Genomic DNA, 25,121 nt, shown 5'->3' with positions numbered 1-25,121 from the left:
CGGTGATCAAATTCAACAAGCGGCTTCTGATCGTCTGGCTGGTGCTGGCCGCGCTCACGCTGGGCTATCTCTGGATAGACCATGCCGATCGATCGAACAGCGCCAGCGCCGTGGTCACGTCGGCCGTGATCGTGATCGCAGTCGTAAAGGTGCGCATCATCTTTCGGGAGTTCATGGAGGTGCGTCAGGCTCCGGTCTTGCTGGGCCGCCTGACCGACGCCTGGGTCGTGCTCATCGCGGCAAGCATGCTCGCCTGCTACTTCATCGGCATGCAGGTCGGGTAGTTCTCAGCCGACGGGCGCCACCGAATCGGCCGTCGTGAACGTCAGGTGCAGTTCGCTCAGGCCGCGCAGGATATACGTCGGCTCGTAGGTATAGCGGCGATCGGCGCTCGGCCCGTGGTGGGCTTCGTCAATCTCGATGTGGGACATCCGATCCAGCAAGCGCTCGATCGAGACGCGGCCCTCCACCCGGGCGAGCGGTCCGCCCGGGCAGGAGTGGACGCCGCGGGCGAAGGCCATGTGCTCACGGACGTTCTTGCGGCGGAGGTCGAACTCGTGCGGGTTTTCGAACCGGCGTGGGTCACGGTTTGCGGCGCCCGGCAGCACCATCACGACGGTGCCGGCGGGTATGTCGACTCCACCAATGCTGGTGGCCCTGCGGGCCAGCCGCGAGTCGCTCTTCACCGGGCTCTCCATGCGCAGCGATTCCTCGATGAACCCGGGGATCAGGCTGCGGTCGTCGCGCAGCTGTTGCTGTATGTCCGGCCGCTCGCCGAGCACGTGCAGCGCCGCACTGAGTAGCTTGGCGGTGGTCTCCTGCCCCGCGGCAAAGAGGAAGGTTGCCGAACGAACCACCTCGATGACCTCCGGCGTAGATCCGTCCGGATACTTCGCGGACGCGAGGGAGGTCAGCACGTCGTTGCGCGGTTCGCGCCGCCGGTCCTCGATGTAGGAGCAGAACTTGTCGTCGAGCCACTCCAGCGGGTTAATGCCGACCGACTCGTGGTCCAGCGCCCCGACCCGGCCGGGTTTATCGGCACCGAGCACAGAGCGGAACTCCTTGTGGTCCTCCTCGGGAACGCCGAGCAGGTCGGCGATCACCAACGTGGCGAACGGCTTGGAATATTCGCCGATGAACTCGCACTCACCGTTGCTGAGGAACTCGTCGAGCTGACGGTCGGCGAGGCGCCACATGAACTCCTCGTTGTGCTTCAGCCGGCTCGGGGTCAGCAGCTTGCTCAGCACCGATCGGGCCCGGGTGTGATCCGGTGGATCCATGGTGACCATGTGCTCGAACATCGGAAAATAACTGCGGTGCTGGTCGATTTGCGGGCTGATGTCCTCACCCTCGGGCTGGAAGGGCAGCGGGGGAAACGGGCCGCCGAGCGCGACGATGTTCGAGAACGTCTCGGGGTCCTTGTAGACCTCGCAGGCTTCTTCGTATCCCGTGACGGCGACGACCCCGTGGTGGGGCAGCCGCAGCACCGGATTTTGGCTGCGCAGGTAGTCGAAGTACGGGTGCGGATCGGGGACCAGTGACTGATCGGTGAAGAAGTCAATCGACTCGTAGTCGCTCATCGGATTGCGTCCCCCTGGGCTGGGTGTTCGGCGGCAAGCGGTGGCGCCGCCCGATTTCGGAACCGAAAATATGCTGAGCACCTGCTTAGCATGGCGGTAATGTCAGGGTCAAGGTCACGACGCCGCGCCACGCTACGATCCGTGGGGTCGGCACGGCAGCGCGAAAGAGTACGGAGCAGCGGCATGACATCGGCCCGCAGGATCGGGGCGCCGGACGCGAAGAACCGCGGCCTGCTGCTCGACGCGGCCGAGCAGCTGATGGTGGAAGAGGGGTACGCGGCGGTCACGTCGCGCCGGCTGGCGAGCAAGGCCGGGCTCAAACCGCAGCTGGTCCACTATTACTTCCGCACCATGGAGGAGCTGTTCCTCGAGGTCTTCCGCCGCCGCGCCGAGGAAGGTCTTCAAGTCCAGGCGCGAGCGCTGCAATCGCCGCAGCCGCTGTGGGCGCTGTGGAGGTTCGGCACCGATCCCGCCTTCACCCGGATTTCGATGGAATTCATGGCGCTGGCGAATCACCGCAAGGAGATGCGGGCCGAAATCGCTTACTACGCAGAGCGTTTCCGGGACGAACAACGCCAGGCGGTGACGTCTGCGTTGCAGCGCTACGGGGTGTCCCGGGAGGATATGCCGCCGGTGGTGTGGACGGTGCTGATGACAAGCCTGTCGCGGTTTCTGGTGCTCGAGCAGGCGGTAGGGATTTCCGGCGGTCACGCCGAAACCTTGGAGCTCGTCGAAAGGTACCTGCGCCGCCTGGAGGGCGAGCCGCAGCCGATCGAGGGTATACCGGCGAACTGGGTGGTTCACCAGTTCCGGATCGAACAGAGCACGCCCTTGGGCCCGTCCTTGGACACCACGACAGTCCCGTCCACCGACAACTCGCAATGAAACTGCGGCGTGCCGGGCTCGGTGCCGGTGTTGACGACGACCATGGCCCAGTATTCGGGTTTCGCTTCGTTCAGTTCGAAGCTCCACGGCGCACCCGGGGCGATGTCGGTTTTGACGTTGGGAGTGAACCGGTAGGGATCGTGGCTGTAGTCCGAGAAGATCGGCGGCTCTTGATCGATGTAATAGATGTTGGCGTAGATCGGGTTCTGGACGGAGATGGTGTACTTCACGTGATGCATGACCGGGTCGTCGGCGTGTGCGGATCCGGTGCTCGGGAGTAAACCAGCACCGCCTAATGCCAGTGCTACCAACATCCGGTATGTGGTGGTCATGTCGCTCCTCCGGTGCCCGAAGGCGGGGTCGCGCTACGGTTCATTACCCGCTCCGCGGCCCGCCAGTGTGCGTCGGCAACCCACAGCCGTGCAAAGGATGCTATCGCCTCATCGGGCGAAACTCCGCTGATTACCCGCTTTATCTCGGTGGCCGGGTGGCGCGCCAGGGACCTCGCGACCGATCGCCAGCCCTCGTCGAACGACTGGCGGGGTAACACCAGATCCACCAGGCCAATCCGTTCGGCCTCGACCGCGCTGAGGATGGTGCCGGTGCCGGCTAGAAGTAGGGCCCTCCCCTTTCCGACTAGCGCGGCCAATCGCTCGGCGCCGCCCCAGGCCGGCATGATTTCCAGCTCCACCTGATTGAAGGCGATCTTGATGTCGTCGGCGGCCACCCGAATGTCGGCCGCGACGGCGACTTCGGCTCCACCGCCAAAGGCGTGGCCGTTGAGGGCGGCGATCACCGGAGCTGGGAAGCCCGCTAGTTGGTCGCAGATCGACCGCATCCGCTTCGCCATCGCCGAGGCGTCTTCCTCGGTGCGCAGCGTGCTCAGTTCCTTGAGGTCGCCGCCGGAGACAAAGGCCCGATCGCCGGCGCCCTTGATGACCAGGGCCCTGGCGCCGGCGGCCGCATCGAGCGCCTTTTCCAGTTGGTCCATGGTGTCCAACGCGATCGCGTTGCGTGCGTGCGGGCGATCGATGGTGAGCACGGCCAGGCCATCGTCGACCTCGAGGTCCACCATGCTTCGTTGCTCCCTTGACCAAGACGGCCGATATTGGCGTTCTCTTGTCGGGAGAATAACATCATCGCTAAACCCGAGATCTTTCCGCGATGGGGCTGGAGGTGGCGTGATGGTCAACCGAATCGCGGTGGCCGGTGTGGCGCTCTCCGTCGCCGTCGTGGCTGGTTGCACCCCACGACCGCAAGACCCGCAATCCGCCACGGCATCAGTGACCGTCAACGGAAACAGCTCGACATTCCATAACGTCAAGTGCAGCCAGGTGGAGTGGTACCGGAAGATTGACATCGGTGGCGATTTTGCCGGCGCCACCGTCGCCGTCGACGAACACTCAGAGCGCGCCAACGTCAACTCCGTGCGCATCCGCAATCTGGCCGGGTTCACCGGGATGTACTCCCAAGGCGGCGACGGCGATGCCAACTCGAGCCTGAGCTCCGGCAAATTCACGATCACCGGCACGGCCCATGGTTACAAGGCCGACAACCCGAATGAACCGGCCACCGCCACGTTCAAAATCGTCGTCAGCTGCTGATCGCGGTCCCCGGCGGGGTGCACGTTGCGGTTAGCCATGCGCAGAGAATAGTATTCTCACAAATCAAGAAGGAGGATTTCATGGGGCAGTTGTCGCACCGGGAAGACGTCCCGTTTCCGATCTTTGACGCGGATAACCATCTCTACGAGCCGCCGGAGGCGCTGACCAAGTTCCTGCCGAAGCAGTACAAGGACTTCGTCCAGTACGTGCAGGTCAACGGGCGGACCAAGATCGCAATCCGCGGCCACATCAGCAACTACATTCCCAACCCGACGTTCGAGGTCGTCGCCCGGCCGGGCGCCTGGGAGGAGTATTTCAAGTTCGGCAACCCGGACGGCAAAACCAAGCGCGAGCTGTTTGGCGAGCCGATGCGCGCGATCCCGGCGTTCTTCGAGCCCGGCCCCCGCCTGGAGAAGATGAACGAGCTGGGGCTGGACCGCACGTTGATGTTTCCGACGCTGGCCAGCCTGCTCGAGGAACGACTGCGCGACGACCCGGTCGCCATCCACGTCCTGATCCATGCCCTCAATGAATGGCTCGACGAGGTCTGGGGCTTCAACTACCAGAACCGGATATTTACCACCCCGGTCATCACCCTGCCGATCGTGGAGAAGGCGATCGAGGAGCTGGAATGGGCGGTCAAGCGCGGTGCCCGCTGCATCCTGATCCGCCCGGCTCCCGTCCCCGGGTTTCGTGGCCCGCGGTCGTTCGCGGTGCCCGAGTTCGACCCCTTCTGGGAGCGCGTCGTCGAGCACGACGTGCTGGTCGGCATGCACTCCAGCGACAGCGGCTACTCCCGCTACACCTCCGAGTGGGACGGCGCCGAACAGGAGATGCTGCCGTTCCAAACCAATGCGATGGGCATCCTCAACGAGTGGCGGCCGATCCAGGACGCGGTTGGCTCCTGGGTCATTCACGGCGCGCTCTACCGCCACCCGAAGCTGAAGGTCGCGATCGTCGAGGCCGGTTCGAAGTGGATGACCCCGCTATTGGACGGCCTGGCCGAGGTCTTCCGGAAGGCCCCGGAAGTCTTCCCGAGCGACCCGGTCGAGATGGTCAAGAACCGCATCCATGTCAGCCCGTTCTTCGAGGACGGCATCGACGATCTGGTCAACCTCGTCGGCGTGGACCGGGTGCTGTACGGCTCGGACTGGCCGCACCCCGAAGGGCTGGCTGAGCCGACCTTCTACGTCAACGCGTTGTCGCACCTTCCCGTCGAGGATCAGGCAAAGATCATGGGCGGCAACCTCGGTCGGCTCGTCACGGTGTGACGCCGGCCGACCCCGCTTGGCGGACCATCCCCGAGATGGTCTTGAGCGCGGCGGACCGCTTCGGCGACGCGGAAGCGATTGTCGACGGTCCGCTGCGCTTGACCTTCACCGAGGTCGTCGAGCGAATACGTTGTGCCGCAGGCGCTTTCGCCGAGCTTGGGGTCGACAAGGGTGACCGGGTCGCCATCTGGGCACCCAACTCGGCCGAGTGGATAATCGCTGCGTTTGGGCTACTCACCGCGGGCGGCGTGCTGGTGCCGGTCAACACCCGGTTCAAGACCGAAGAAGCGAGCGACATCATCGGCCGCAGTGGGGCGAACGCCGTCCTGGTGCAGAAGGGATTTCTGGACCAGGACTACACCGCACCGGCGGGGATACCGGTCATCGATCTGAAGTCCGACTTCCTCACCAGCGGTAGGCCGTTCGAGAGTGCTGTGAGCGGTACCGACATCGCCGACGTCATCTTCACGTCCGGCACCACCGGCCGCCCCAAGGGCGCGATGATGAACCATCAGCAGACGCTGCGCATGTACGAAGAGTGGGCGACGCTGGCCGATCTGCGCGAAGGCGATCGCTATCTGCAGATCAACCCGTACTTCCACACCTTCGGCTTGAAAGCGGGGCTGATCGCATCCTTCCTGCGCGGCGCGACGATGGTCCCGGTACAAGTTTTCGACATCGACGGTGTCGTGAATCTCATTGAACGCGAACGCATTACGATGCTTCCCGGCCCGCCGACGCTGTACCACTCGCTGCTGACGGTCGACGACAAGGGCAAGCTGGCGTCGTTACGTGCGGGCGTCACGGGCGCCGCCGACATCCCTGTCGAGCTGGTTCGACGCATCCACGGCGAATTGCCCTTCCAGACGTTGATGACCGGCTACGGCCTGACCGAGGCGGGCAACGTCACGTTGTCGCGGCCCGGCGACTCCTTCGAGGATGTCGCGACTACCGCGGGCCTGCCCTGCGAGGAGGTCGAGGTGCGCATCGCCGCCGACGGCGAGGTGCTCGTCCGCGGCTACGGCGTCATGCAGGGCTACCTCGGCGAGCCCGACGCCACCGCGCAGGCGATCGACGACGATGGCTGGCTGCACACGGGAGACCTGGGCACGTTCAGCGACACGGGCCGCCTTCGCGTGGTGGGCCGCAAGAAGGACATGTTCATCGTGGGTGGGTTCAACGCGTATCCGGCGGAGATCGAGGGCTTCCTGCTCGAGCACCCGGCGGTGGCGCAGGCCGCCGTAATCGGGGTCCCCGACGATCGCCTCGGCCAGGTGGGTATGGCTTTCGTGGTGGCAAAAACTACAGTGTCCGAAGACGACCTGATCGCGTGGTGCCGAGAGCGGATGGCGGGATTCAAAGCGCCGAGATCCATCAAGTTCCTCGAAGCGCTGCCGCTCAACGCCACGGGGAAAGTGATGAAGGACCAACTCCATTGACTACCGGCGATATTCACTCGATGGTGATCGCATCGGACTACCGGATACCGGACCCGACCAAGGTGTGGCCGCTGCTCGAGCGGAACAAGGCGGCGCTCTCCGACATCGGCGCACACCACGTCCTGGTGTACACGTCCACCCACGACCACGGCCGCGTGCTCGTGATGATCGGAGTACACAGCCGTGAGCCGATTGTGGAATTGCTGCGCTCGCGGGTCTTCTTCGATTGGTTCGATGCCGCCGGCGTCGAAGACATTCCCGCCGTCTTCGCCGGCGAGATCATCGACAGGTTCGTGCCGGCGGACCCGCCAGGAACCGGGGCGCCCGGCGTCGTGGTAGCCGCCATCGCGTCCGTCGACGATGTGTCAACCCTGACCGCGGGGTTCCGTTCGGCGATGGACGGGCTTACCGTGGCCGGCGTCCGAAAGGCCTGGGTCTTCCAGGCTTTCGATGACGAACACGAGGTCCTGATCCTGTCGGAATTCCCCGACGAGGACAGCGCGCGGCGTTGGATCGACCATCCCGACGCCCCGGCGCAATGGATGTCGAGCGTGGGCGTCGGCGCCCACCCGCCGTTGTTCGTCGGCCGGCTTTTCGACACGATGCGCATCGAGGCGGACTGAGCTCGCCGGTATGTTCGTGTGCCTGTGTAACGGAGTCACCAGCCAGACGGTGGGCGACGCCGTCGCGGCCGGGGCATCGACGACCAAGGACGTCGCCCAGGCGTGCGGAGCGGGTGCCGACTGCGGGCGCTGCCGGCGGACGGTCCAGGCGATGCTGCGATCGTCGGCGCCGGACCGAACGGCGCCGTCGGTCTAGTCATTTCAGCGGCGCCGGGTGCCGTCCGGTGACATGGGGCCGACGAGTTGAGCAAGCAGGGGCGGGATTTCGAGCCGCGGTAGGACCACCTCGACGAACACCATGCGGTCTCGATGTTGCGCGGCGACGTTGAACGCGTCGTCGAGCTCACCGTAGGTCTGCGCCCGGAACGCCAGGTGGTCGACCGCGCCCAGCGCGTTGGGGACATCGGTCCACTTCCAGCTGACGATGTCGTTGTAGGGTGCGGTCTCCCCGTGAATCGCCCGTTCGACGGTGTAGCCGTCGTTGTTGACCACCACGATCACTGGCGACAACCCCTCGCGGGAGAAGGTGCCGAGCTCCTGGACGGTCAGTTGCGCGGCCCCGTCGCCGATCAGCAACACGATCCGGCGGTCCGGATGCGCCACCGCCGCGCCGACCGCGGCGGGCAGCGTGTAACCGATTGAGCCCCAAAGCGGTTGACCGATGAAGGTGACGCCCTGCGGGAGCCGGTGATCCGCCATCCCGTAGAACGACGTTCCCTGATCGGCGAGGACCACGTTGCCCGGTGTGAGCGCGACGCACAGGCGATCCCACACCATCTTCTGGGTCAGCGGTTGATCGCGCGGGGGCGGTGGCGGCAGGGGTTCGGCCGGCGGCGATGCCACCGGCGGTGAGGTGATCCCGCGCCGGGCGAGGATCGTGGCCAGGGCCTCCAGCGCGGCGCCCATCTCCAGCGGCGCGAAAACCTCGCCGGCCACACTGCTTTGGTACTGCCCGACGTCGATGGTTCGGGCCGGGTCGATGCGCTGACTGAAGAAACCGCTGACCATGTCGGTGAACACCACCCCGGCCGTCACCAGCACCGGCGCCTCCTCGATCGCCGCGCGCACCCATTCGGCGCTGGCCGCGCCCGCGTAGATGCCCAGGAAGTTCGGCGAGCTCTCGTCGAGCAGACTCTTTCCCCACATCAACGTCGCGTGCGGCACCACGTCCGCGGCCAGCAACGCCTCGAGCTCCTTGACCGCCTGCAGCCGGTGCACCAGCAAGTCGGCGAGCACGGTCAGCCGATGGTCGCCGATGAGGCCGGTCGCGGCCTCGACGAACATTGCCAGCGCGCGCGGGCTGGTGCCTCCGGAGTAGCGGGGCAACGGCGCCTCGGGCGGCTCGGTCGGGAAGCGGGCCACGTCGGTGGAGAGCAGGATGTACCCGGGCCGCTTCTGTTCACGCACCTCGGACAGCACGCGGTCGATCTCCCTGCACGCGGTGGCCGGCATGAGATTGGCTTGGGCGCAGGTGATTTCCCGGCTGATCCGGAAGAAATGCTCGAAGTCCCCGTCGCCGAGCGAATGATGCAGCGCCCGCCGGGCGCCCTGGGCATCTTTTGAGGGACCGCCGACGATATGGACGACGGGCACGTGCTCGGCGTAGCTGCCCGCGATAGCGTTGGCCGCCGAGAGCTCACCCACGCCGAATGTCGTTACCAGTGCTGACATTCCACGCAACCGCCCGTAACCGTCGGCGGCGTAGCCGGCGTTCAGCTCGTTGGCGCTGCCCACCCACCGAATGACCGGATGGGCGACGATGTGGTCGAGGAATTCCAGGTTGTAGTCGCCGGGAACGCCGAAGATCTCGGAGACGCCGAGCTCGGCGAGGCGGTCCAGGAGGTAGTCGCCGACGGTGTAGGTCACGAGGACGACGGTACGCCCGGTTGAAACCGCCTCCGGCCCGACGGCGTTTCGCTATCGTGCGGGCCATGGCGATCAACGAAACACGCGACATTGTCATCGAAGCCAGCCCCGAGGAGATTCTCGACGTCATCGCCGATTTCGAATCGCTGCCGGAGTGGTCGGAGCCCCACCAGAGCTCCGAAGTGCTCGAGAGGGGCGAGGACGGCCGGCCCAGCAAGGTCAAGATGAAAGTCAAAGCCGCCGGCATCACCGACGAGCAGGTGGTGGCCTACACCTGGAGCGAGAACAAGGTGAGCTGGACGCTGGTCAGCTCCGGCCAACAGCGTTCGCAGGACGCGTCCTACACGTTGGTACCCGAGGGCGACAAGACGAAAGTCAAATTCGAGATCAGCGTCGACCCGGTGGTACCGCTGCCCGGCTTCGTGTTGAAGCGCGCAGTGAAAGGGACGATCGACACCGGCACCAAGGGCCTGCGCGACCGCGTGCTCAAGGTCAAGAAGGGTAAGTAGCCAGCGTGACCGGCGGGGGCCCGTTGGCCGGGGTGAGGGTCATCGAACTCGGCGGCATCGGACCGGGGCCGCACGCGGGGATGGTGCTCGCGGACCTGGGTGCCGACGTGGTGCGAGTCCGCCGACCCGGCGGACTCACGATGCCACCCGAGGACCGCGACCTGCTGCACCGCGGGAAGCGGATCGTCGACCTGGACGTCAAGACGCAGCCGGGGACGCTGCTGGAGTTGGCCGCGAAGGCCGACGTCCTGCTGGACTGTTTCCGGCCCGGCACCTGCGAACGATTGGGCATCGGGCCCGACGACTGCGCGGCGGTCAATCCGCGACTGATCTACGCGCGGATCACCGGCTGGGGGCAGGACGGGCCACTGGCCGCGACGGCCGGCCACGACATCAACTATCTGTCGCAGACCGGCGCGCTGTCGGCGCTCGGCTACGCCGACCGGCCGCCCATGCCGCCGCTGAATCTGGTCGCCGACTTCGGCGGCGGCTCGATGCTCGTGCTGCTGGGCATCGCGGTGGCGCTGTATGAGCGCGAACGGTCGGGCAAGGGACAGGTCGTCGACGCCGCGATGGTCGACGGGGTCAGCGTGCTCGCACAAATGATGTGGACGATGAAGTCCACCGGCGCGCTGCGCGACCGGCGCGAGTCGTTCCTGCTCGACGGCGGCGCCCCGTTCTACCGCTGCTACGAGACAGCCGACGGCAAGTACATGGCCGTGGGTGCCATCGAGCCGCAATTCTTCGCGGCGCTGCTGGCCGGGCTCGGCCTGACCCAGGACGAGGTCCCCGGCCAGCTCGACATCGGTTCATACCCACGGATGTACGACGTCTTCGCGCAACGGTTCGCCAGCCGGACCCGCGACGAGTGGGCCCAGGTTTTCGCCGGCACCGATGCGTGCGTCACCCCGGTATTGACGTGGAGCGAAGCCGCGACCAACGAGCATTTGAACGCGCGCTCGACGGTGATCACCGCCCACGGCGTCGAACAGGCCGCGCCGGCGCCGCGGTTTTCCCGAACGCCGGCCGGGCCGGTCGGGCCGCCGCCGGCGACCACGACACCGATTGCCGAAATCGGCTGGTAGCTAAATAATCACGCCGAACACCAGCCGCAGATAGGTCGCCGGGGTTAGGTTGTTATCAGTGGCAGTAAAAGCATCACGGGAATTCGTCGTTGATGCGCCGCCAGAAGTGGTCATGGAGGCGCTGACAGATGTCGGCGTCCTTTCATCGTGGTCGCCGCTACACAAACAAGTCGAAGTGATCGACCGTTATCCCGACGGTCGGCCCCATCACGTCAAGGCCACGATCAAGATTCTGGGGCTCGTCGATAGAGAGATGCTCGAATACCACTGGGGCCCAGACTGGGTTGTCTACGACGCCAAAGGCACCGCCCAGCAGCATGGCCAGCACGTCGAGTACACCCTCAAGCCCGAGGGTGTCGACAAGACGCGCGTGCGTTTCGACATCACGGTCGAACCCGCGGGGCCGATCCCCGGTTTCGTCGTCAGGCGGGCGGCAGAAAACGTCCTCAACGCCTCGGTGAAGGGGCTGACCGATCTGGTCAGGGGCGGCCGCGATCCGGGTGATTAGCAGTGGCCGTACAAGCGTCGGCGGAAATCGTCATCAATGCGCCCCCGGATGTCATCATCGACGCGCTCGCCGACATGGACACCGTGCCGTCGTGGTCCGCGGTGCACAAGAAGGCCGAAGTGGTCGACACCTATCCCGACGGCCGGCCGCACCACGTGAAGGTCACGATCAGGGTGATGGGCATCGTCGACACGCAGTTTCTCGAGTACCACTGGGGGCAGGACTGGATGGTGTGGGACGCCAAAAAGACCATCCACCAACATGGTCAGCACGGCGAGTACAACTTGACCCGTGAGGGCGACGATAGGACCCGCGTGCGATTCGGCATCACCGTCGAACCGTCGGCACCACTGCCCGAGTTCCTGATCAACCGGGCCCGCAAGAAGATCCTGCACGCCGCGCTGGAAGGACTGCGCTGGCGAGTTATGGGTGGTTGAGCGCGGCCAGGCGCCGGATCGCTTCGTCGAGGGTGTCGGCGCGTTTGCAGAAGGTGAAGCGCACCAGGTGATTCCACACGTCCAGGTGCGGGGCGGCCGGATCGCAGAATGCCGACATCGGGATGGCCGCCACGCCAACCTTCTCCGGTAATGCCGCGCAGAAGGCCGTGCTGTCGTCGTGGCCGAGCGGCCGCGGATCGGCGCACAGGAAATAGGTGCCGCCGCTGTCGTGCACTTCGAAGCCGATCTCGCTCAGCCCGGACGCCAGCCGATCTCGTCGGGCCTGCAGCGAGCTTCGAAGCTCGGCCACCCACGCGTCTTCGGTATCCAGCGCGAGGGCCACGGCGGGCTGTAACGGCGCCCCGCCGACGTAGCTCAGATACTGTTTGGCCGCGCGAACCCCGGCGATGAGTTCGGCTGGGCCGCACGCCCATCCGATCTTCCAGCCGGTGCAGTTAAACATCTTGGCGGCGCTGGAGATGGTGATGGTGCGCTCGGCCATGCCGTCGAACCCGGCCAGTGACAGGTGGCGGCGGTTGTCGAAGACCAGGTGCTCATAGACCTCGTCGGTGATCACCAAAAGATCTGCCGCCACCGCGATCTCGGCGACCGCAGCCAGCTCGGTCTGGCTCAGCACCGCACCGGTCGGGTTGTGCGGCGAGTTGATGATCAGAGCGCGGGTCCGGGGTGTGAGGGCGCGCCGCAGCGCGTCGGTGTCCAGTGCGAAGCCGCGGCCGTGGGGGACCAGCGGCACGGCCAGCCGGTTCGCGCCGGCCATCGCCACCACCGGGGAGTACGAGTCGTAGAACGGTTCGATCAGCAGTACGTCCGAGCCCGGCTCGACCAGGCCGAGCACCGCCGCCGCGATGGCCTCGGTGGCGCCGACGGTCACCAGCACCTCGGTGTCGGGGTCGTATTCGATGCCGAAGTGTCGCTTGCGGTGGGCGGCGATCGCGTGACGCAGGGGCGCGATGCCTATCCCTGGCGGGTATTGGTTGGCGCCGCAGGCGATGGCATCTTGCGCGGCCTTCAGCAACGCGGGGGGTCCGTCCTCGTCGGGAAAGCCCTGACCGAGGTTCACCGCGCCGATCCGCGCGGCCAGCGCCGACATTTCGGCGAACACCGTGGTGGCGTAGGGCCGCAGCCGCGACACCGTCATGGTGGTCGAGCCTAGCTTCAGCCCCGATCGTGACTGCACCGTCACGCTCGGCGCCCATCGTGACTGCAGCGTCACGTTCGGTGCCTGACCAGCGACTCTTGCCCAACCAACAGGTTGGCCGGGCACCCTGTTAGGGTGCTGGGTACGGATCCGAACCCCCATTTGTGAAGAGGAAGCCGACATGTCCGAAGAAGCCTTCGTCTACGAGGCCATCCGCACCCCGCGCGGTAAGCAGAAAAACGGGTCGCTGAACGAGGTCAAGCCGCTGAGCCTGGTCGTTGGGCTGATCGACGAGCTGCGCAGGCGCTTTCCTGACCTGGACGAGAACCTAATCAGCGACGTCGTCCTCGGCGTGGTTTCGCCGGTCGGCGACCAGGGCGGCGATATCGCCCGGGCGGCGGTGCTGGCCGCCGGCATGCCCGACACCGTCGGTGGCGTGCAGCTCAACCGGTTCTGCGCGTCCGGCCTGGAGGCGGTGAACACCGCCGCGCAGAAGGTGCGCTCCGGCTGGGACGACCTGGTGCTGGCCGGCGGCGTCGAGTCGATGAGCCGGGTGCCGATGGGCTCCGACGGCGGCGCGATGGCGCTGGACCCGGCCACCAACTACGACGTCGGCTTCGTCCCGCAGGGCATCGGCGCCGACCTGATCGCCACCATCGAGGGCTTCTCCCGGGAGGACGTCGACGCCTACGCGCTGCGCAGCCAGGAGAAGGCCGCCGCGGCATGGTCGGGCGGCTACTTTGCCAAGTCTGTGGTGCCGGTCCGCGACCAGAACGGGCTGTTGATCCTCGACCACGACGAGCACATGCGGCCCGACACCACTATGGAGGGTCTGGCCAAGCTGAAGCCCGCCTTCGAGGGCCTCGCCGCACTCGGCGGGTTCGACGACGTGGCGCTGCAGAAGTACCACTGGATCGAGAAGATCGACCACGTGCACACGGGCGGCAACAGCTCGGGCATCGTCGACGGCGCCGCGCTGGTGCTCATCGGCTCCGAGGCCGCCGGCAAGTCGCAGGGCCTGACCCCGCGGGCCCGCATCGTGGCCACCGCCACCACCGGGGCCGAGCCCACGATCATGCTGACCGGACCGACGCCGGCCACCCGCAAGGTGCTCGACCGGGCGGGCCTGACCATCGACGACATCGACCTGTTCGAGCTCAACGAGGCGTTCGCCTCGGTGGTGCTGAAGTTCCAGAAGGACCTCAACATCCCCGACGAGAAGCTCAACGTCAACGGCGGCGCCATCGCGATGGGCCACCCGCTGGGCGCCACCGGCGCGATGATCCTGGGCACCATGGTCGACGAGCTCGAGCGCCGCAACGCCCGGCGCGCATTGGTCACGCTGTGCATCGGTGGCGGCATGGGCGTCGCGACGATCATCGAGAGGGTTTAAGTACATGGCCGACAACACAATCCAGTGGGATAAGGACGCCGACGGCATCGTCACGCTGACCATGGACGACCCCTCCGGGTCCGCCAACGTGATGAACGAGGCCTACATCGAGTCGATGGGCAAGGCCGTGGATCGCCTTGTCGCCGAGAAGGATTCGGTCACCGGCGTCGTGATCACGAGCGGCAAGAAAACTTTCTTCGCTGGCGGTGACGTCAAGACCATGATCCAGGCGACGCCCGAGGACGCCGGTGACGTTTTCGACACCGTCGAGACCGTCAAGAAGCAGCTGCGCACCCTGGAGACGCTGGGCAAGCCGGTCGTGGCGGCCATCAACGGGGCCGCGCTCGGCGGTGGGCTGGAGATCGCGCTGGCGTGTCATCACCGCATCGCCGCCGACGTCAAGGGCAGCCAGATCGGCCTGCCCGAAGCGACATTGGGTCTGCTGCCGGGCGGCGGCGGGGTGACCCGCACCGTGCGGATGTTCGGCATCCAGACCGCGTTCGTGAGCATCCTCGCGCAGGGCACGCGGTTCAAGCCGGCCAAGGCCAAGGAGATCGGTCTGGTCGACGAGTTGTTGCCGACGGTCGAGGAGCTGGTGCCCGCCGCCAAGGCGTGGATCAAGGCCAACCCCGACTCGCACGAGCAGCCGTGGGACAAGAAGGGCTACAAGATGCCCGGCGGCTCTCCGTCGTCGCCGTCGCTGGCGGCCATCCTGCCGTCGTTCCCGTCGAACCTGCGCAAGCAGCTCAAGGGCGCGCCGATGCCCGCGCCGCGGGCCATCCTGGCCGCTGCGGTCGAGGGCGCGCAGGTCGACTTCGACACCGCCAGCCGCATTGAGAGCCGCTACTTCGCGTCGCTCGTCACCGGCCAGGTCGCCAAGAACATGATTCAGGCGTTCTTCTTCGACCTGCAGCACATCAACTCCGGCGGGTCGCGGCCCGACGGCATCGGCAAGACACCGATCAAGAAGATCGGTGTGCTGGGCGCCGGGATGATGGGCGCCGGCATCGCGTACGTCTCGGCCAAGGCCGGTTTCGACGTCGTGCTCAAGGATGTCAGCTTCGAGGCCGCCCAGAAGGGCAAGGGCTACTCCGAGAAGCTGGAAGCCAAGGCGCTGGAGCGAGGCCGCACCACCGAGGAGAAGTCCAAGGCACTGCTGGACCGCATCACCCCGACGGGCGACGCGGCCGACCTCGCGGGCGTCGACTTCGTGGTCGAGGCGGTGTTCGAGAACCAGGAACTCAAGCACAAGGTGTTCCAGGAGATCGAGGACATCGTCGAGCCCAACGCACTGTTGGGGTCCAACACCTCCACGCTGCCGATCACCGGCCTGGCGACCGGCGTCAAGCGGCAGGAGGACTTCATCGGGATCCACTTCTTCTCGCCGGTGGACAAGATGCCGCTGGTCGAAATCATCAAGGGCGAGAAGACATCCGACGAGGCGCTGGCCCGGGTGTTCGACTACACGCTGGCCATCGGCAAGACGCCGATCGTCGTCAACGACAGCCGCGGCTTCTTCACCTCACGCGTCATCGGCACCTTCGTCAACGAGGCGCTGGCGATGCTGGGCGAGGGTGTCGAGCCGGCCAGCGTCGAGCAGGCCGGTTCGCAGGCCGGCTATCCGGCACCGCCGCTGCAGTTGTCCGACGAGCTCAACCTGGAGCTGATGCACAAGATCGCCGTCGCCACCCGCAAGGGCGTCGAGGACGCCGGCGGCACCTACGAGCCGCACCCAGCCGAGGCCGTCGTCGAGAAGATGATCGAGATCGGCCGCCCCTCGCGGTTGAAGGGTGCCGGGTTCTACGAATACGTCGACGGCAAGCGCACCGGCCTGTGGCCGGGCCTGCGGGAGACGTTCAAGTCCGGCTCGTCGCAGCCACCGCTGCAGGACATGATCGACCGGATGCTGTTCGCCGAGGCGCTTGAAACGCAGAAGTGCCTCGACGAGGGCGTGCTGACGTCGACGGCCGACGCCAACATCGGTTCGATCATGGGCATCGGTTTCCCGCCGTGGACGGGCGGTAGCGCGCAGTTCATCAACGGCTACTCCGGTCCGGCCGGTACGGGCAAGGACGCCTTCGTGGCCCGCGCTCGTGAGTTGGCGGCCAAGTACGGCGACCGCTTCCTGCCGCCGGACTCGCTGACGTAGTTTCCGCCCTCGAAGGTTCAGGCGCGGCGCTGAAAGAGGTAGTACCGCGTCGGAGTTTCGCGGTCGAGCTCCCGCTCGTCGCCGGTGGACAACAGCGTCCAAGCAGGGGTGAATCGCCGTTCCATCTCGGCGGGCTCGATGCCGCGGACGCCGAACCTGCCGCCGGGACGGAACGCCACGATCAGTAGCCGCGCGTCGGGCGCCGCTACTGCGGTCACTTCCCGGACGTACGCGTCGCGGTCCGCGTCGCTCATGTTGTGCAGGCAGCCGTTGTCGACGATCAGCGCGAAGTCCGCCCCGATGCCCTCCTGACTCAGGTGCGTAACGTCGGCGCGGACGAAGTCGACCGAAGCGTCGGCGGCGCCGGCCTTGGCGCGAGCCTTGTCGAGCGCCTTCGTGACAAAGTCCACCGCGCTGACTTTCCAGCCGTGTTGAGCGAGGTAGATCGACGTGTCTCCGGTACCGCATCCCAGTTCCAGCGCCGATCCCGCGGGCAGCGCGGGCGTGTCGGGAGTTCCCTCAATCAGCCCGCGCAGGCTCTGCGCGAGCGGATGCCCGTCCCAGGGGGTGAAGCCGATCCGGTAGAAGATGCGAAACAGGGTTTGTTTGGAGGCCATACCGCCACGGTATGCCTAATCCTCCTTGCAGGCCACGGCAATTCGGCGCCATTGCTCGCGCGGGAACGCCGCCGGGTCGGCCGTCAGGACCTGGACGCAGACGTGGTCGGCGCCGGCCGAACGATGGTCGGCGACCCGGCGCATGATCGCGTCCTCGTCGCCCCAGGCGATGATCGAATCGAAGAGCCGATCGCTGACCTGTGCCAAGTCGTCCTCCGAGAACCCACTGCGCAGCAGGTTATTGGCGTAGTTTGGCAACGCCAAATATGCACGCAGCCAATCGGTTCCGATGGTGCGCGCCTCCTCGGCCTTATCGCACAAGATCGCGGTCTGCTCCGGCAACAGCAACGGCCCTTCGCCCAAAGCCGCACGGGCGGCGGCGGTGTGCTCCGGGGTGACGAGGTAGGGATGGGCGCCGCGGGCGCGGCTCGCGGACAACGCCAGCATTTTGGGACCCAGCGCGGCAAGGACCCGCGCTTCGGTGGGCACCGGTGACGGTGCGGCATCCAGCCCGTCCAGGAAAGACGCCGTCGCCGCCAGCGGTTTGCGGTACCGCCCGGGCTGCCCGGCGTCGACGAGCGGCGCGTGGCTGACCCCGATCCCCAGCAGGAAGCGCTCCCCGTGCTCGGCGTTCAGCGCCGCATAGGAATCCGCGACATCACCGGCCGAGTGCATCCAGAGATTCAGGATCCCGGTGGCGATCACCGTGCTTTTGGTCGCGGCGAGCAGGTGACCCACCGCGTCGAACACCGGCCCGCCCACGTCCGGAATCCACAGCGCGGTAAACCCCAGCTCATCCAATTCCGCTGCCGCATCGGCGGATTCGGCTGGATCGCCGTAGCGCAGCTGACTGCTCCATATCCCGACACCGGCGAGTTCCATCGATTGTCATCCCTCTCGTAGCAGTTCCGCGTAGTCTTTGTACGGCATCGAGTCGTAAAGCCGAACACCCTTGGCGTTCAACCTTGCCAGTGCCCTGGTGAGCCCTGCGGGCAGCATCGAGATCAGTTGGGCTCCCCGGGTCAGCGTCCACACCCCGGCGGCGGAGCCGGGGACGAGGCTCTTGGCCACGGTGCGCGCAAACGCGCGGCTGCGGCGCACCGGATCGATCATCTGCCGTTCGTAGGCCGCGAACGCCTGCGCGTAGTCCCCATTGGCTTGCGCGAGTTCACCGGCCAGCACGTAGGAGCCCAGCACCGCGATGCTGGTGCTGCCGCCGACCGCGGGCCCCGGGCAGTACCCGGCGTCGCCGACCAGCGTGACCCGCCCGCGCGACCAGCTGTCCAACGTCAACTGGGTGATCGAGTCGAAGTAGAACGTAGGTGCGCGGTCTAGCTCCTCGAGCCACCCGTCCACCGTCGCATGCATCCCGGCAAATCCTGCCCGGAGTAACTCCTTCTGCCGCAAGGTATCTCGGTAGTCATACTCGAGTTCTTCCTTGCTGCGGAACATGAACAACACTCGCGCGTCGTCCAATGGTTGCGCGGTGTAGATTCCGGCGAGACGCCCGGCGCCGACGTGGATGACCATCTCTTTCTCGCGCGCAAGCGTTTTCGGCGCCGACAGCACCGCCAGGTACCCGCCGAGGAATTGCGTGCGTCCCGCGTCTTCGCCGAAGACCAGGCGCCGCACGTTCGAGTGCAGTCCGTCGGCGCCGATCACGACGTCGTACCTGCGTGGCGCCCCGTGCTCGAAGATCACCTCGCCCTCGGGGGAGATGGCCGTGATCGAGTCGCCGAACAGGTACTCGACGTGGTCGCGGCCGGCGTCGTAGTACGCCTCGCTGAGGTCATCTCGCATGATCTCGACGTGCCGATCGGATGCGGCGCCGACGGCCTTGGTGATGTCCACGCGGACGGGCCGCCTCGCGCCCTCGCGGTAAATCGTCCCGGTGTCGGTCCGGGTGGCCAGTGCCTCGATTCTCGGCAGCACGCCCATCTTCTCCGAGATCTCCATGGCCGGTCGGAACAGATCGACGGCGTGGCCGCCGGTCTTCCGCAATGCGGGCGCGCGCTCGACGACGGTGACGTCGAACCCGTATCGGGTGAGCCAGTACGCGAGCACGGGGCCCGAGATGCTGGCCCCGGAGATCAGAATCCGCATGGAGACCTCCCTGGAGCTTGTCCAAGTTAGGTAATCGCTCATCGTTGCACAGCGCGGCGGGGCTAAAGTCCCTTGCTATGCGTTTCGGTCTCTTCATTCCGCAGGGCTGGCGAATGGATTTGGTCGGCATCGAACCCGAAAAACACTGGGCGGTGATGCGGGACCTGGCCACCTACGCCGACGACAGCGCCTGGGATTCGCTGTGGGTCTACGACCACTTCCACACCGTGCCGATGCCGACGGGCGAAGCCACCCACGAGGCGTGGTCGCTGATGGCGGCATATGCGGCGAGCACGTCGCGGATCAAGCTCGGCCAGATGTGCACCGCGATGAGCTACCGCAACCCCGTCTACTTGGCCAAGGTAGCCGCGACGGTCGACATCATCTCCGGCGGCCGGATCCAGATGGGGATCGGCGGCGGCTGGTACGAACACGAGTGGCGCGCTTACGGTTACGGCTTTCCATCGGCCGGGGTGCGGTTGGGTCGCCTGGACGAAGGCGTGCAGATCATGCGCGACGCCTGGCGCGACGGCAAGGTCAGCTTCGACGGGCAGCACTATCAAGTCGATGGCGCCATCGTGGCCCCGAAACCATTGCAGACCAACGGCATTCCGCTCTGGATCGCTGGTGCCGGCGAGAAGGTGACCTTGCGCATCGCCGCGAAATACGCGCAGTACACCAACTTCTCGCCCGAACCCGCGGCTTTCGCCCACAAATCGGAGGTGCTGGCGCAGCATTGCCGCGCGCAGGGCACTGACTTCGACGCCATCGTGCGCTCGGCGAACTTCACCGCGCTGCTCGGAACGTCCGAGGCCGACGTCAAAGACCGGCTGCGGCGGGTGCGTGACCGCATGGTCGACTATGTGCCCGAATCGGTGGCCGACGCGATGCTCGCCGGTAGGAGCGGACCGGATTCGGCGACCGGCACACCGGAGCAGGTGATCGAGCGGATCGCGAAGGTCCGCGACCTCGGCTGCAAGTATGCGATCTGCTATTTCCCGGAGGCGGCGTATGACCGTTCCGGCATCGAGCTTTTCGAGCGCGAAGTCATTCCCGCGCTGAGCTAGACATCGGAAGTGACATACCGCGTCTTGACCGGAGGCGAGGCAAGCAGGGGAGGCAGCTCCGTCAGTTTTCCCTCGCCGGCACGAAAGCTGCGATAGGCCTCGTCATGCTCGACGGTGTCCCAGAGTTCGTAGATGATCCAGTGGGCTTCGTCGTCCTCGTCGACCAGCACGTCGGTGCGGAGGTTCCCCTCGAACGCCCGGGTGTCCCGCAGGGCCCGGCCCATGACGTCGCGCGCCGCGGGCACCGCTTCGGTCTTGAACCTGAGTTCGAGCAGCACCGTGACCGGCATGTCGTCTCCTTTGCGTTGCGACTGGGGATCTCAAGATAACTGGCGCCGTACCGCGGCGAGCGACGCGGCGTGGCGATTGTCCTATCGGCCTCACTGGCCACATGGGTACCACGAGGAGGCCACGACCCGATCTACGAAAGCGATAGCACGGGCGATATCGCTTTGGGGAGACGCTTATTGGTCGACCCGCGTTACCGGACGGCGACGGATGAGAACGCGATTTCCACTTTTATCGAATGCTGTTGTACCTTTCAGGGAGCGCATTATTGTGTGGCGGACTGCGGACGATCACTGGAGGATTCCTCGATGCAGAAGGCACTCGCCCCCGACATCTCCACCTGGCCCGACGAGAGCCCGCAGCTGATCGGCAGCCGCTGTGGCAGCTGCGGTGCCACGACGTTTCCCGTGCAGCAGTGGTGTCCGCGCTGCAGCGGCGGTGAGATGAGCGAGCTGTTGTTGCCGCGGCGCGGAACGCTGGTGGCGTGGACTACCCAGGGCTTCCCGCCCGGGGCTCCGTACGCCGGGCCGACGGGCGAGGATTTCGTGCCGTTCGGTGTGGGTCTGGTGCAGCTCGGCGACGTGATCCGCGTGGAGGGCCGGCTGACCGAGAACGATCCGGCCAAGTTGCAGTTCGGCCAGGAGGTCGAGCTCACCATGGTGCCGTTCACCACCGATGCCGACGGCGACGAGATCGTCACGTTCGCGTTCCAGCCGGTCTAGTGGCGATCGCGAGCGCGGCGAAGCCGGGTGAAGCGGGTCGCCACATCTGTCTGAGGGAAGGAACCTGAGATGACTAACGACGTGGCCATCATCGGTGTGGGCCTGCATCCATTCGGCAGGCATGACAAGACCGCGATGCAGATGGGCGCCGAGGCCATCCAGTCGGCGCTGAGCGACGCCGGCGTGGACTGGAAGGACATCCAGTTCGGCTTCGGTGGCAGCCACGAGGTGTCCAACCCCGACGCGGTGACACGGCTGGTCGGGCTCACCGGCATCACATTCACCAACGTCTTCAACGCGTGCGCGACCGCGGCCAGCGCCATTCAGCAGACCGCCGACACCATTCGACTGGGCAAGTACGACCTCGGCATCGCCATCGGTTTGGACAAGCACCCGCGCGGCGCCTTCACCGACGACCCCGCCAAGCTCGCGCTGCCGCAGTGGTACGCCCAGAACGGGCAGTTCGTCACCACCAAGTTCTTCGGCATGAAGGCCAACAAGTACATCCACGACCACCACATCTCCCAGGCCACGCTGGCCAAGGTGGCCGCCAAGAACTTCCGCAATGGCGCCTTGAACCCGAACGCCTTCCGCCGCAAGGCGATTCCCGAGGACGAGATCCTCAACTCGACGGTGTTGAACTACCCGTTGACGCAGTACATGTTCTGCGCGCCCGACGAGGGTGCCGCCGCGGTGATCATGTGCCGCGCCGACATGGCCCACAAGTTCACCGACAAGCCGGTGTACGTGCGAGCCTGCGAGATCCGCACCCGCCGCTACGGCGCCTATGAGGTGCACGCCACGTCGGCGCCGTTGGACGAGGACGCCTCCCCGACGGTATATGCGGCCAAAGCCGCCTACGACGCCGCCGGCATCGGCCCCGAGGACGTCGACATCGCCCAGCTGCAGGACACCGACGCGGGCGCCGAGGTCATCCACATGGCCGAGACGGGGCTGTGTGCCGACGGTGAGCAGGAGAAGCTGGTGGCCGACGGCGCCACCGAGATCCACGGCTCGATCCCGGTCAACACCGACGGCGGGCTGATCGCCAACGGTGAGCCGATCGGCGCGTCGGGGCTGCGGCAGGTGCACGAGCTGGTGCGTCAGCTGCGCGGCGAGGCGGGCGAGCGCCAGGTGCCCGGCAACCCGCGCGTCGGCCTGGCGCAGGTGTATGGCGCGCCCGGCACCGCGTCGGCGACCATCCTGTCGCTCTAAATCGCCGGGCATGAAACTGGTGAATGTCGAGCGTCAGAGGAAACTTCCGCCGCCGTTCACCGCTAGCGTCTGCCCGGTGAGGAAACCGTTGCCGATCATCATGAGGACCGCCTGACCGATCTCGTCGGGTGTGCCGATGCGGCCGACCGGCAGACGGTCCGCGACACCCGATTCCTTCAGCGGCACAGCCATTTCTGTGTCGATGAGCCCGGGCGCTATGGCATTAACGGTGATCCCATCGGCGGCAAGGCGCGCGGCATAGCCGCGGGTGAGGCCCTCCAGACCTGCCTTGGACGCGTTGTAATGCACACCGATGTTTCCCGCGCCGCGAGCGGCGACGGACGAGACGTTCACGATCCGTCCCCAGCCTCGCTGCCGCATCCCCTGGACTACGGCCTGGGTGCACAGGAACGCCGACTTCAAATTGACCGTCAGCGTCTCGTCGAAGTCCTCTTCGGTGATGTCTTCCACACCGCGGATGGTGGCGATACCGGCGTTGTTCACCAGCACGTCGATGGGACCGAGCTCGGATCCGACCTGCCCGGCCATCGCCTCCACTTCGGACCGCATGGCCACGTCCGCCCGCACTGAGATCGCCCTGCCTCCGGTCCGTTCGATCTCGGCAACCGTTGCCGCCGCCTCGTCCTGCCGATGGCGGTAGTTGACCGCAACCGCCGCCCCAGCCCGTGCCAGTGCCTGCGCGATGCCCCGACCGATTCCCCGGGATCCGCCGGTGACCAAAGCGACACGGTTGCTGAGCGCGATACGTTCGTCCATGACACCGAAGGTAAGCCTTGCAGCGCGCGGTCGGCCAGATGGCCCGGCGTATCCGCCGTCGGCCGCGGTGAATCGGGCAGTTTCACCCAACGGGTGCTCATTGCGAAATCTCCGTCAGTTTTTCGCAGGGCGTACACGTTCGGCGCAGCGAATGCTACCGGTTCACAACTCTAAATCGCCGGGCCCAGTAGGTCGTCCGCGTCGCGGATGATGTAGCCGTAGCCCTGCTCCGCCAAGAAGCGCTGCCGGTGTGCGGCGTACTCGGCGTCCAGGCTGTCGCGCGCGACCACGGAATAGAACATGGCGCCGCCGCCGTCGTGCTTGGGCCGCAACAATCGGCCCAGCCGCTGGGCTTCCTCTTGGCGGGAGCCGAAGGTTCCCGAGACCTGCACCGCGACAGAGGCTTCGGGCAAGTCGATGGAAAAGTTGGCGACCTTCGACACCACCAGCGTGGGCACCTCGCCACGGCGGAAGGCGTCGAATAGCTCTTCGCGTTCCCGGGTCCGCGTCGAACCCTGGATGACCGGAGCGTTCAGCTCGGCCCCGAGCTCGTCGAGCTGATCGAGGTAGGCGCCGATCACCAGGGTCTGCTCGTCGGGGTGCTTTTCCAGAATCGATTTGACCACAGCGATTTTGGTGTGCACCGTCGAGCACAACCGGTAGCGTTCCTCGGGTTCGGCGGTCGCGTACATCATTCGTTCGTTGTCGGTCATGGTGACGCGGACTTCGACGCACTCGGCCGGCGCGATCCAGCCCTGCGCCTCGATGTCCTTCCACGGCGCGTCATAACGTTTCGGGCCGATCAGGGAGAAGACGTCGCCCTCGCGGCCGTCCTCGCGGATCAGCGTGGCGGTCAGGCCCAGTCTCCGCTTGGACTGAAGATCGGCGGTCATCCGGAACACCGGTGCCGGCAACAGATGCACCTCGTCGTAGATGATCAGCCCCCAGTCGCGGCTGTCGAAGAGCTCGAGATGGCGGTACTCGCCCTTGGTGCGGCGGGTGATCATCTGGTACGTCGAGATGGTGACGGGCCGGATTTCCTTGCGTTCGCCGGAGTATTCGCCGATCTCGTCCTCGGTCAACGAGGTGCGCGCCACCAGCTCCCGTTTCCATTGCCTGGCGGCGACGATGTTGGTGACCAGGATGAGCGTCGTCGCACTGGCTTTCGCCATCGCGGCCGCACCGACCAGCGTCTTGCCGGCGCCGCAGGGCAGTACCACCACGCCAGAACCGCCGGACCAGAATGAGTCCGCGGCCATCTGCTGGTAGTCGCGCAGGTGCCAGTCGTCCTGGTGCAGGCTGATCGGATGCGCCTCGCCGTCGACGTAGCCGGCGAGATCTTCCGCGGGCCAACCGATCTTGAGAAGCATCTGCTTGACCCGGCCGCGCTCGCTGCCGTGGACGACGACGGTGTCGTCATCGATGCGGGCGCCGAGCATCGGTGCGATCTTCTTGTTGCGGAGCACTTCCTCGAGCACCGCGCGGTCAAGGCTGACCAGCGTCAGGCCGTGGGCGGGGTTCTTGACCAATTGCAGCCGGCCGTAGCGGGCCATGGTGTCGACGATGTCGACCAGCAGCGGCTGGGGCACCGCGTAGCGCGAGAAGCTGACCAGTGCGTCGACGACCTGCTCGGCGTCGTGGCCGGCCGCGCGGGCGTTCCACAGCGCCAGCGGCGTGATGCGGTAGGTGTGCACGTGTTCGGGCGCCCGCTCCAGCTCCGCGAACGGGGCGATGGCGGCGCGCGCGGCGCCGGCCAGCTCGTGGTCCACCTCGAGCAGCACCGTCTTGTCGGACTGCACGATCAACGGCCCGTCGGTCATATCT

Annotated in this window: 27 protein-coding genes; 16 read left to right on the top strand and 11 right to left on the bottom strand. The window is 66.2% G+C overall.

Annotated elements, in window-relative coordinates:
- Window positions 1-5 precede the first annotated feature (5 nt).
- A complete protein-coding gene (locus tag A5747_RS04620) occupies window positions 6-284 on the top strand; it encodes a cytochrome C oxidase subunit IV family protein (protein WP_076122745.1) in 279 nt (92 codons plus the stop codon).
- Window positions 285-287: 3 nt separating this feature from the next.
- Here A5747_RS04620 and A5747_RS04615 read toward each other — a convergent pair whose 3' ends face one another.
- Window positions 288-1,580 (bottom strand): cytochrome P450, encoded by a 1,293-nt coding sequence (locus A5747_RS04615; RefSeq protein WP_076122490.1) that lies wholly within the window; start codon window positions 1,578-1,580, stop codon window positions 288-290.
- 183 nt (window positions 1,581-1,763) lie between these two features.
- Between A5747_RS04615 and A5747_RS04610 the strand changes: the two genes are divergently transcribed.
- Window positions 1,764-2,465, top strand: coding sequence for a TetR/AcrR family transcriptional regulator (locus A5747_RS04610; RefSeq protein WP_076122489.1), 702 nt, complete (start codon window positions 1,764-1,766; stop codon window positions 2,463-2,465).
- Here the strand turns inward: A5747_RS04610 and A5747_RS04605 are convergent.
- Together A5747_RS04605 and A5747_RS04600 are read right to left on the bottom strand one after the other, a co-directional pair.
- The gene (locus A5747_RS04605) at window positions 2,381-2,779 is read right to left on the bottom strand and encodes a hypothetical protein (protein WP_076122744.1); all 399 of its coding nucleotides are present in this window, start codon (window positions 2,777-2,779) and stop codon (window positions 2,381-2,383) included. The genes A5747_RS04610 and A5747_RS04605 overlap by 85 nt on opposite strands.
- 14 nt (window positions 2,780-2,793) lie before the next feature.
- Window positions 2,794-3,540 (bottom strand): enoyl-CoA hydratase/isomerase family protein, encoded by a 747-nt coding sequence (locus A5747_RS04600; protein WP_076122488.1) that lies wholly within the window; start codon window positions 3,538-3,540, stop codon window positions 2,794-2,796.
- 136 nt (window positions 3,541-3,676) lie between these two features.
- Here A5747_RS04600 and A5747_RS04595 point away from each other — a divergent pair, with 136 nt between their 5' ends.
- The 5 genes from A5747_RS04595 to A5747_RS04575 all read left to right on the top strand — a co-directional run bounded on the left by A5747_RS04595 (window position 3,677) and on the right by A5747_RS04575 (window position 7,598).
- Entirely contained in the window at window positions 3,677-4,069 is a 393-nt protein-coding gene (locus A5747_RS04595) for a lipoprotein LpqH (RefSeq protein ID WP_233147950.1), read from the top strand.
- 80 nt (window positions 4,070-4,149) lie between these two features.
- On the top strand, window positions 4,150-5,340 hold the full coding sequence (locus tag A5747_RS04590; protein ID WP_076059083.1) for an amidohydrolase family protein: 1,191 nt from the start codon (window positions 4,150-4,152) through the stop codon (window positions 5,338-5,340).
- The gene (locus A5747_RS04585; protein WP_076122486.1) at window positions 5,337-6,779 is read left to right on the top strand and encodes a FadD3 family acyl-CoA ligase; all 1,443 of its coding nucleotides are present in this window, start codon (window positions 5,337-5,339) and stop codon (window positions 6,777-6,779) included. Before A5747_RS04590 ends, A5747_RS04585 begins: the two co-directional genes overlap by 4 nt.
- The gene (locus A5747_RS04580) at window positions 6,776-7,402 is read left to right on the top strand and encodes a fatty-acid--CoA ligase (protein ID WP_139333044.1); all 627 of its coding nucleotides are present in this window, start codon (window positions 6,776-6,778) and stop codon (window positions 7,400-7,402) included. Before A5747_RS04585 ends, A5747_RS04580 begins: the two co-directional genes overlap by 4 nt.
- A gap of 10 nt (window positions 7,403-7,412) precedes the next feature.
- On the top strand, window positions 7,413-7,598 hold the full coding sequence (locus A5747_RS04575) for a bacterioferritin-associated ferredoxin (RefSeq protein WP_076122484.1): 186 nt from the start codon (window positions 7,413-7,415) through the stop codon (window positions 7,596-7,598).
- Window positions 7,599-7,603: 5 nt separating this feature from the next.
- On the opposite strand, the gene A5747_RS04570 is transcribed toward A5747_RS04575, so the two are convergent.
- Window positions 7,604-9,268: an alpha-keto acid decarboxylase family protein gene (locus A5747_RS04570; protein WP_076122483.1), complete on the bottom strand. Its 1,665-nt coding sequence runs from the start codon at window positions 9,266-9,268 to the stop codon at window positions 7,604-7,606.
- A 65-nt stretch (window positions 9,269-9,333) separates the two neighbouring features.
- On the opposite strand from A5747_RS04570, the gene A5747_RS04565 reads away from it, so the two are divergent.
- From A5747_RS04565 to A5747_RS04550, 4 genes are read left to right on the top strand one after another with little or no spacing between them, the layout of a single operon-like run.
- Window positions 9,334-9,777: an SRPBCC family protein gene (locus A5747_RS04565; protein ID WP_076122482.1), complete on the top strand. Its 444-nt coding sequence runs from the start codon at window positions 9,334-9,336 to the stop codon at window positions 9,775-9,777.
- A gap of 5 nt (window positions 9,778-9,782) precedes the next feature.
- Window positions 9,783-10,862: a CaiB/BaiF CoA-transferase family protein gene (locus A5747_RS04560; protein WP_076122481.1), complete on the top strand. Its 1,080-nt coding sequence runs from the start codon at window positions 9,783-9,785 to the stop codon at window positions 10,860-10,862.
- Window positions 10,863-10,920: 58 nt separating this feature from the next.
- Window positions 10,921-11,370: an SRPBCC family protein gene (locus tag A5747_RS04555; RefSeq protein WP_076122480.1), complete on the top strand. Its 450-nt coding sequence runs from the start codon at window positions 10,921-10,923 to the stop codon at window positions 11,368-11,370.
- Window positions 11,371-11,372: 2 nt separating this feature from the next.
- Window positions 11,373-11,807: an SRPBCC family protein gene (locus A5747_RS04550; RefSeq protein ID WP_076122479.1), complete on the top strand. Its 435-nt coding sequence runs from the start codon at window positions 11,373-11,375 to the stop codon at window positions 11,805-11,807.
- Here the strand turns inward: A5747_RS04550 and A5747_RS04545 are convergent.
- A complete protein-coding gene (locus A5747_RS04545; protein WP_076122478.1) occupies window positions 11,794-12,966 on the bottom strand; it encodes a pyridoxal phosphate-dependent aminotransferase in 1,173 nt (390 codons plus the stop codon). The two genes, A5747_RS04550 and A5747_RS04545, sit on opposite strands and share 14 nt — an antisense overlap.
- Before the next feature lie 181 nt (window positions 12,967-13,147).
- Between A5747_RS04545 and A5747_RS04540 the strand changes: the two genes are divergently transcribed.
- Together A5747_RS04540 and A5747_RS04535 are read left to right on the top strand one after the other, a co-directional pair.
- Window positions 13,148-14,359, top strand: coding sequence for an acetyl-CoA C-acetyltransferase (locus A5747_RS04540; protein WP_076122477.1), 1,212 nt, complete (start codon window positions 13,148-13,150; stop codon window positions 14,357-14,359).
- A gap of 4 nt (window positions 14,360-14,363) precedes the next feature.
- On the top strand, window positions 14,364-16,508 hold the full coding sequence (locus A5747_RS04535) for a 3-hydroxyacyl-CoA dehydrogenase NAD-binding domain-containing protein (protein ID WP_076122476.1): 2,145 nt from the start codon (window positions 14,364-14,366) through the stop codon (window positions 16,506-16,508).
- Between the two features lie 17 nt (window positions 16,509-16,525).
- Here the strand turns inward: A5747_RS04535 and A5747_RS04530 are convergent, their stop codons facing one another.
- The 3 genes from A5747_RS04530 to A5747_RS04520 are packed head-to-tail and all read right to left on the bottom strand — an operon-like array spanning window position 16,526 to window position 19,228.
- Window positions 16,526-17,125, bottom strand: coding sequence for a class I SAM-dependent methyltransferase (locus tag A5747_RS04530; RefSeq protein ID WP_076122475.1), 600 nt, complete (start codon window positions 17,123-17,125; stop codon window positions 16,526-16,528).
- Window positions 17,126-17,140: 15 nt separating this feature from the next.
- Window positions 17,141-18,007, bottom strand: coding sequence for an LLM class F420-dependent oxidoreductase (locus A5747_RS04525; protein WP_076122474.1), 867 nt, complete (start codon window positions 18,005-18,007; stop codon window positions 17,141-17,143).
- 6 nt (window positions 18,008-18,013) lie between these two features.
- Window positions 18,014-19,228, bottom strand: a complete 1,215-nt coding sequence (locus A5747_RS04520; protein WP_076122473.1) for an FAD-dependent monooxygenase — start codon at window positions 19,226-19,228, stop codon at window positions 18,014-18,016.
- 77 nt (window positions 19,229-19,305) lie between these two features.
- On the opposite strand from A5747_RS04520, the gene A5747_RS04515 reads away from it, so the two are divergent.
- The gene (locus A5747_RS04515; RefSeq protein WP_076122472.1) at window positions 19,306-20,295 is read left to right on the top strand and encodes an LLM class F420-dependent oxidoreductase; all 990 of its coding nucleotides are present in this window, start codon (window positions 19,306-19,308) and stop codon (window positions 20,293-20,295) included.
- Here the strand turns inward: A5747_RS04515 and A5747_RS04510 are convergent.
- Complete coding sequence (locus A5747_RS04510) at window positions 20,292-20,585, bottom strand: putative quinol monooxygenase (RefSeq protein ID WP_076122471.1); 294 nt, start codon at window positions 20,583-20,585, stop codon at window positions 20,292-20,294. The genes A5747_RS04515 and A5747_RS04510 overlap by 4 nt on opposite strands.
- A 306-nt stretch (window positions 20,586-20,891) precedes the next feature.
- Between A5747_RS04510 and A5747_RS04505 the strand changes: the two genes are divergently transcribed.
- Both A5747_RS04505 and A5747_RS04500 read left to right on the top strand, forming a co-directional pair.
- Complete coding sequence (locus A5747_RS04505; protein ID WP_076122743.1) at window positions 20,892-21,305, top strand: Zn-ribbon domain-containing OB-fold protein; 414 nt, start codon at window positions 20,892-20,894, stop codon at window positions 21,303-21,305.
- 69 nt (window positions 21,306-21,374) lie between these two features.
- Window positions 21,375-22,520 (top strand): thiolase family protein, encoded by a 1,146-nt coding sequence (locus A5747_RS04500; protein WP_076122470.1) that lies wholly within the window; start codon window positions 21,375-21,377, stop codon window positions 22,518-22,520.
- A gap of 33 nt (window positions 22,521-22,553) precedes the next feature.
- Here the strand turns inward: A5747_RS04500 and A5747_RS04495 are convergent, their stop codons facing one another.
- Both A5747_RS04495 and A5747_RS04490 read right to left on the bottom strand, forming a co-directional pair.
- A complete protein-coding gene (locus A5747_RS04495) occupies window positions 22,554-23,297 on the bottom strand; it encodes an SDR family NAD(P)-dependent oxidoreductase (RefSeq protein ID WP_076122469.1) in 744 nt (247 codons plus the stop codon).
- 170 nt (window positions 23,298-23,467) lie between these two features.
- Window positions 23,468-25,117 (bottom strand): DNA repair helicase XPB, encoded by a 1,650-nt coding sequence (locus A5747_RS04490; RefSeq protein WP_076122468.1) that lies wholly within the window; start codon window positions 25,115-25,117, stop codon window positions 23,468-23,470.
- Window positions 25,118-25,121 lie beyond the last annotated feature (4 nt).

Origin of the sequence: Mycobacterium sp. IS-836 (genome assembly GCF_001954275.1) — a bacterium.
Classification (GTDB): domain Bacteria; phylum Actinomycetota; class Actinomycetes; order Mycobacteriales; family Mycobacteriaceae; genus Mycobacterium.
This window is presented reverse-complemented; position numbering and strand designations above follow the sequence as displayed.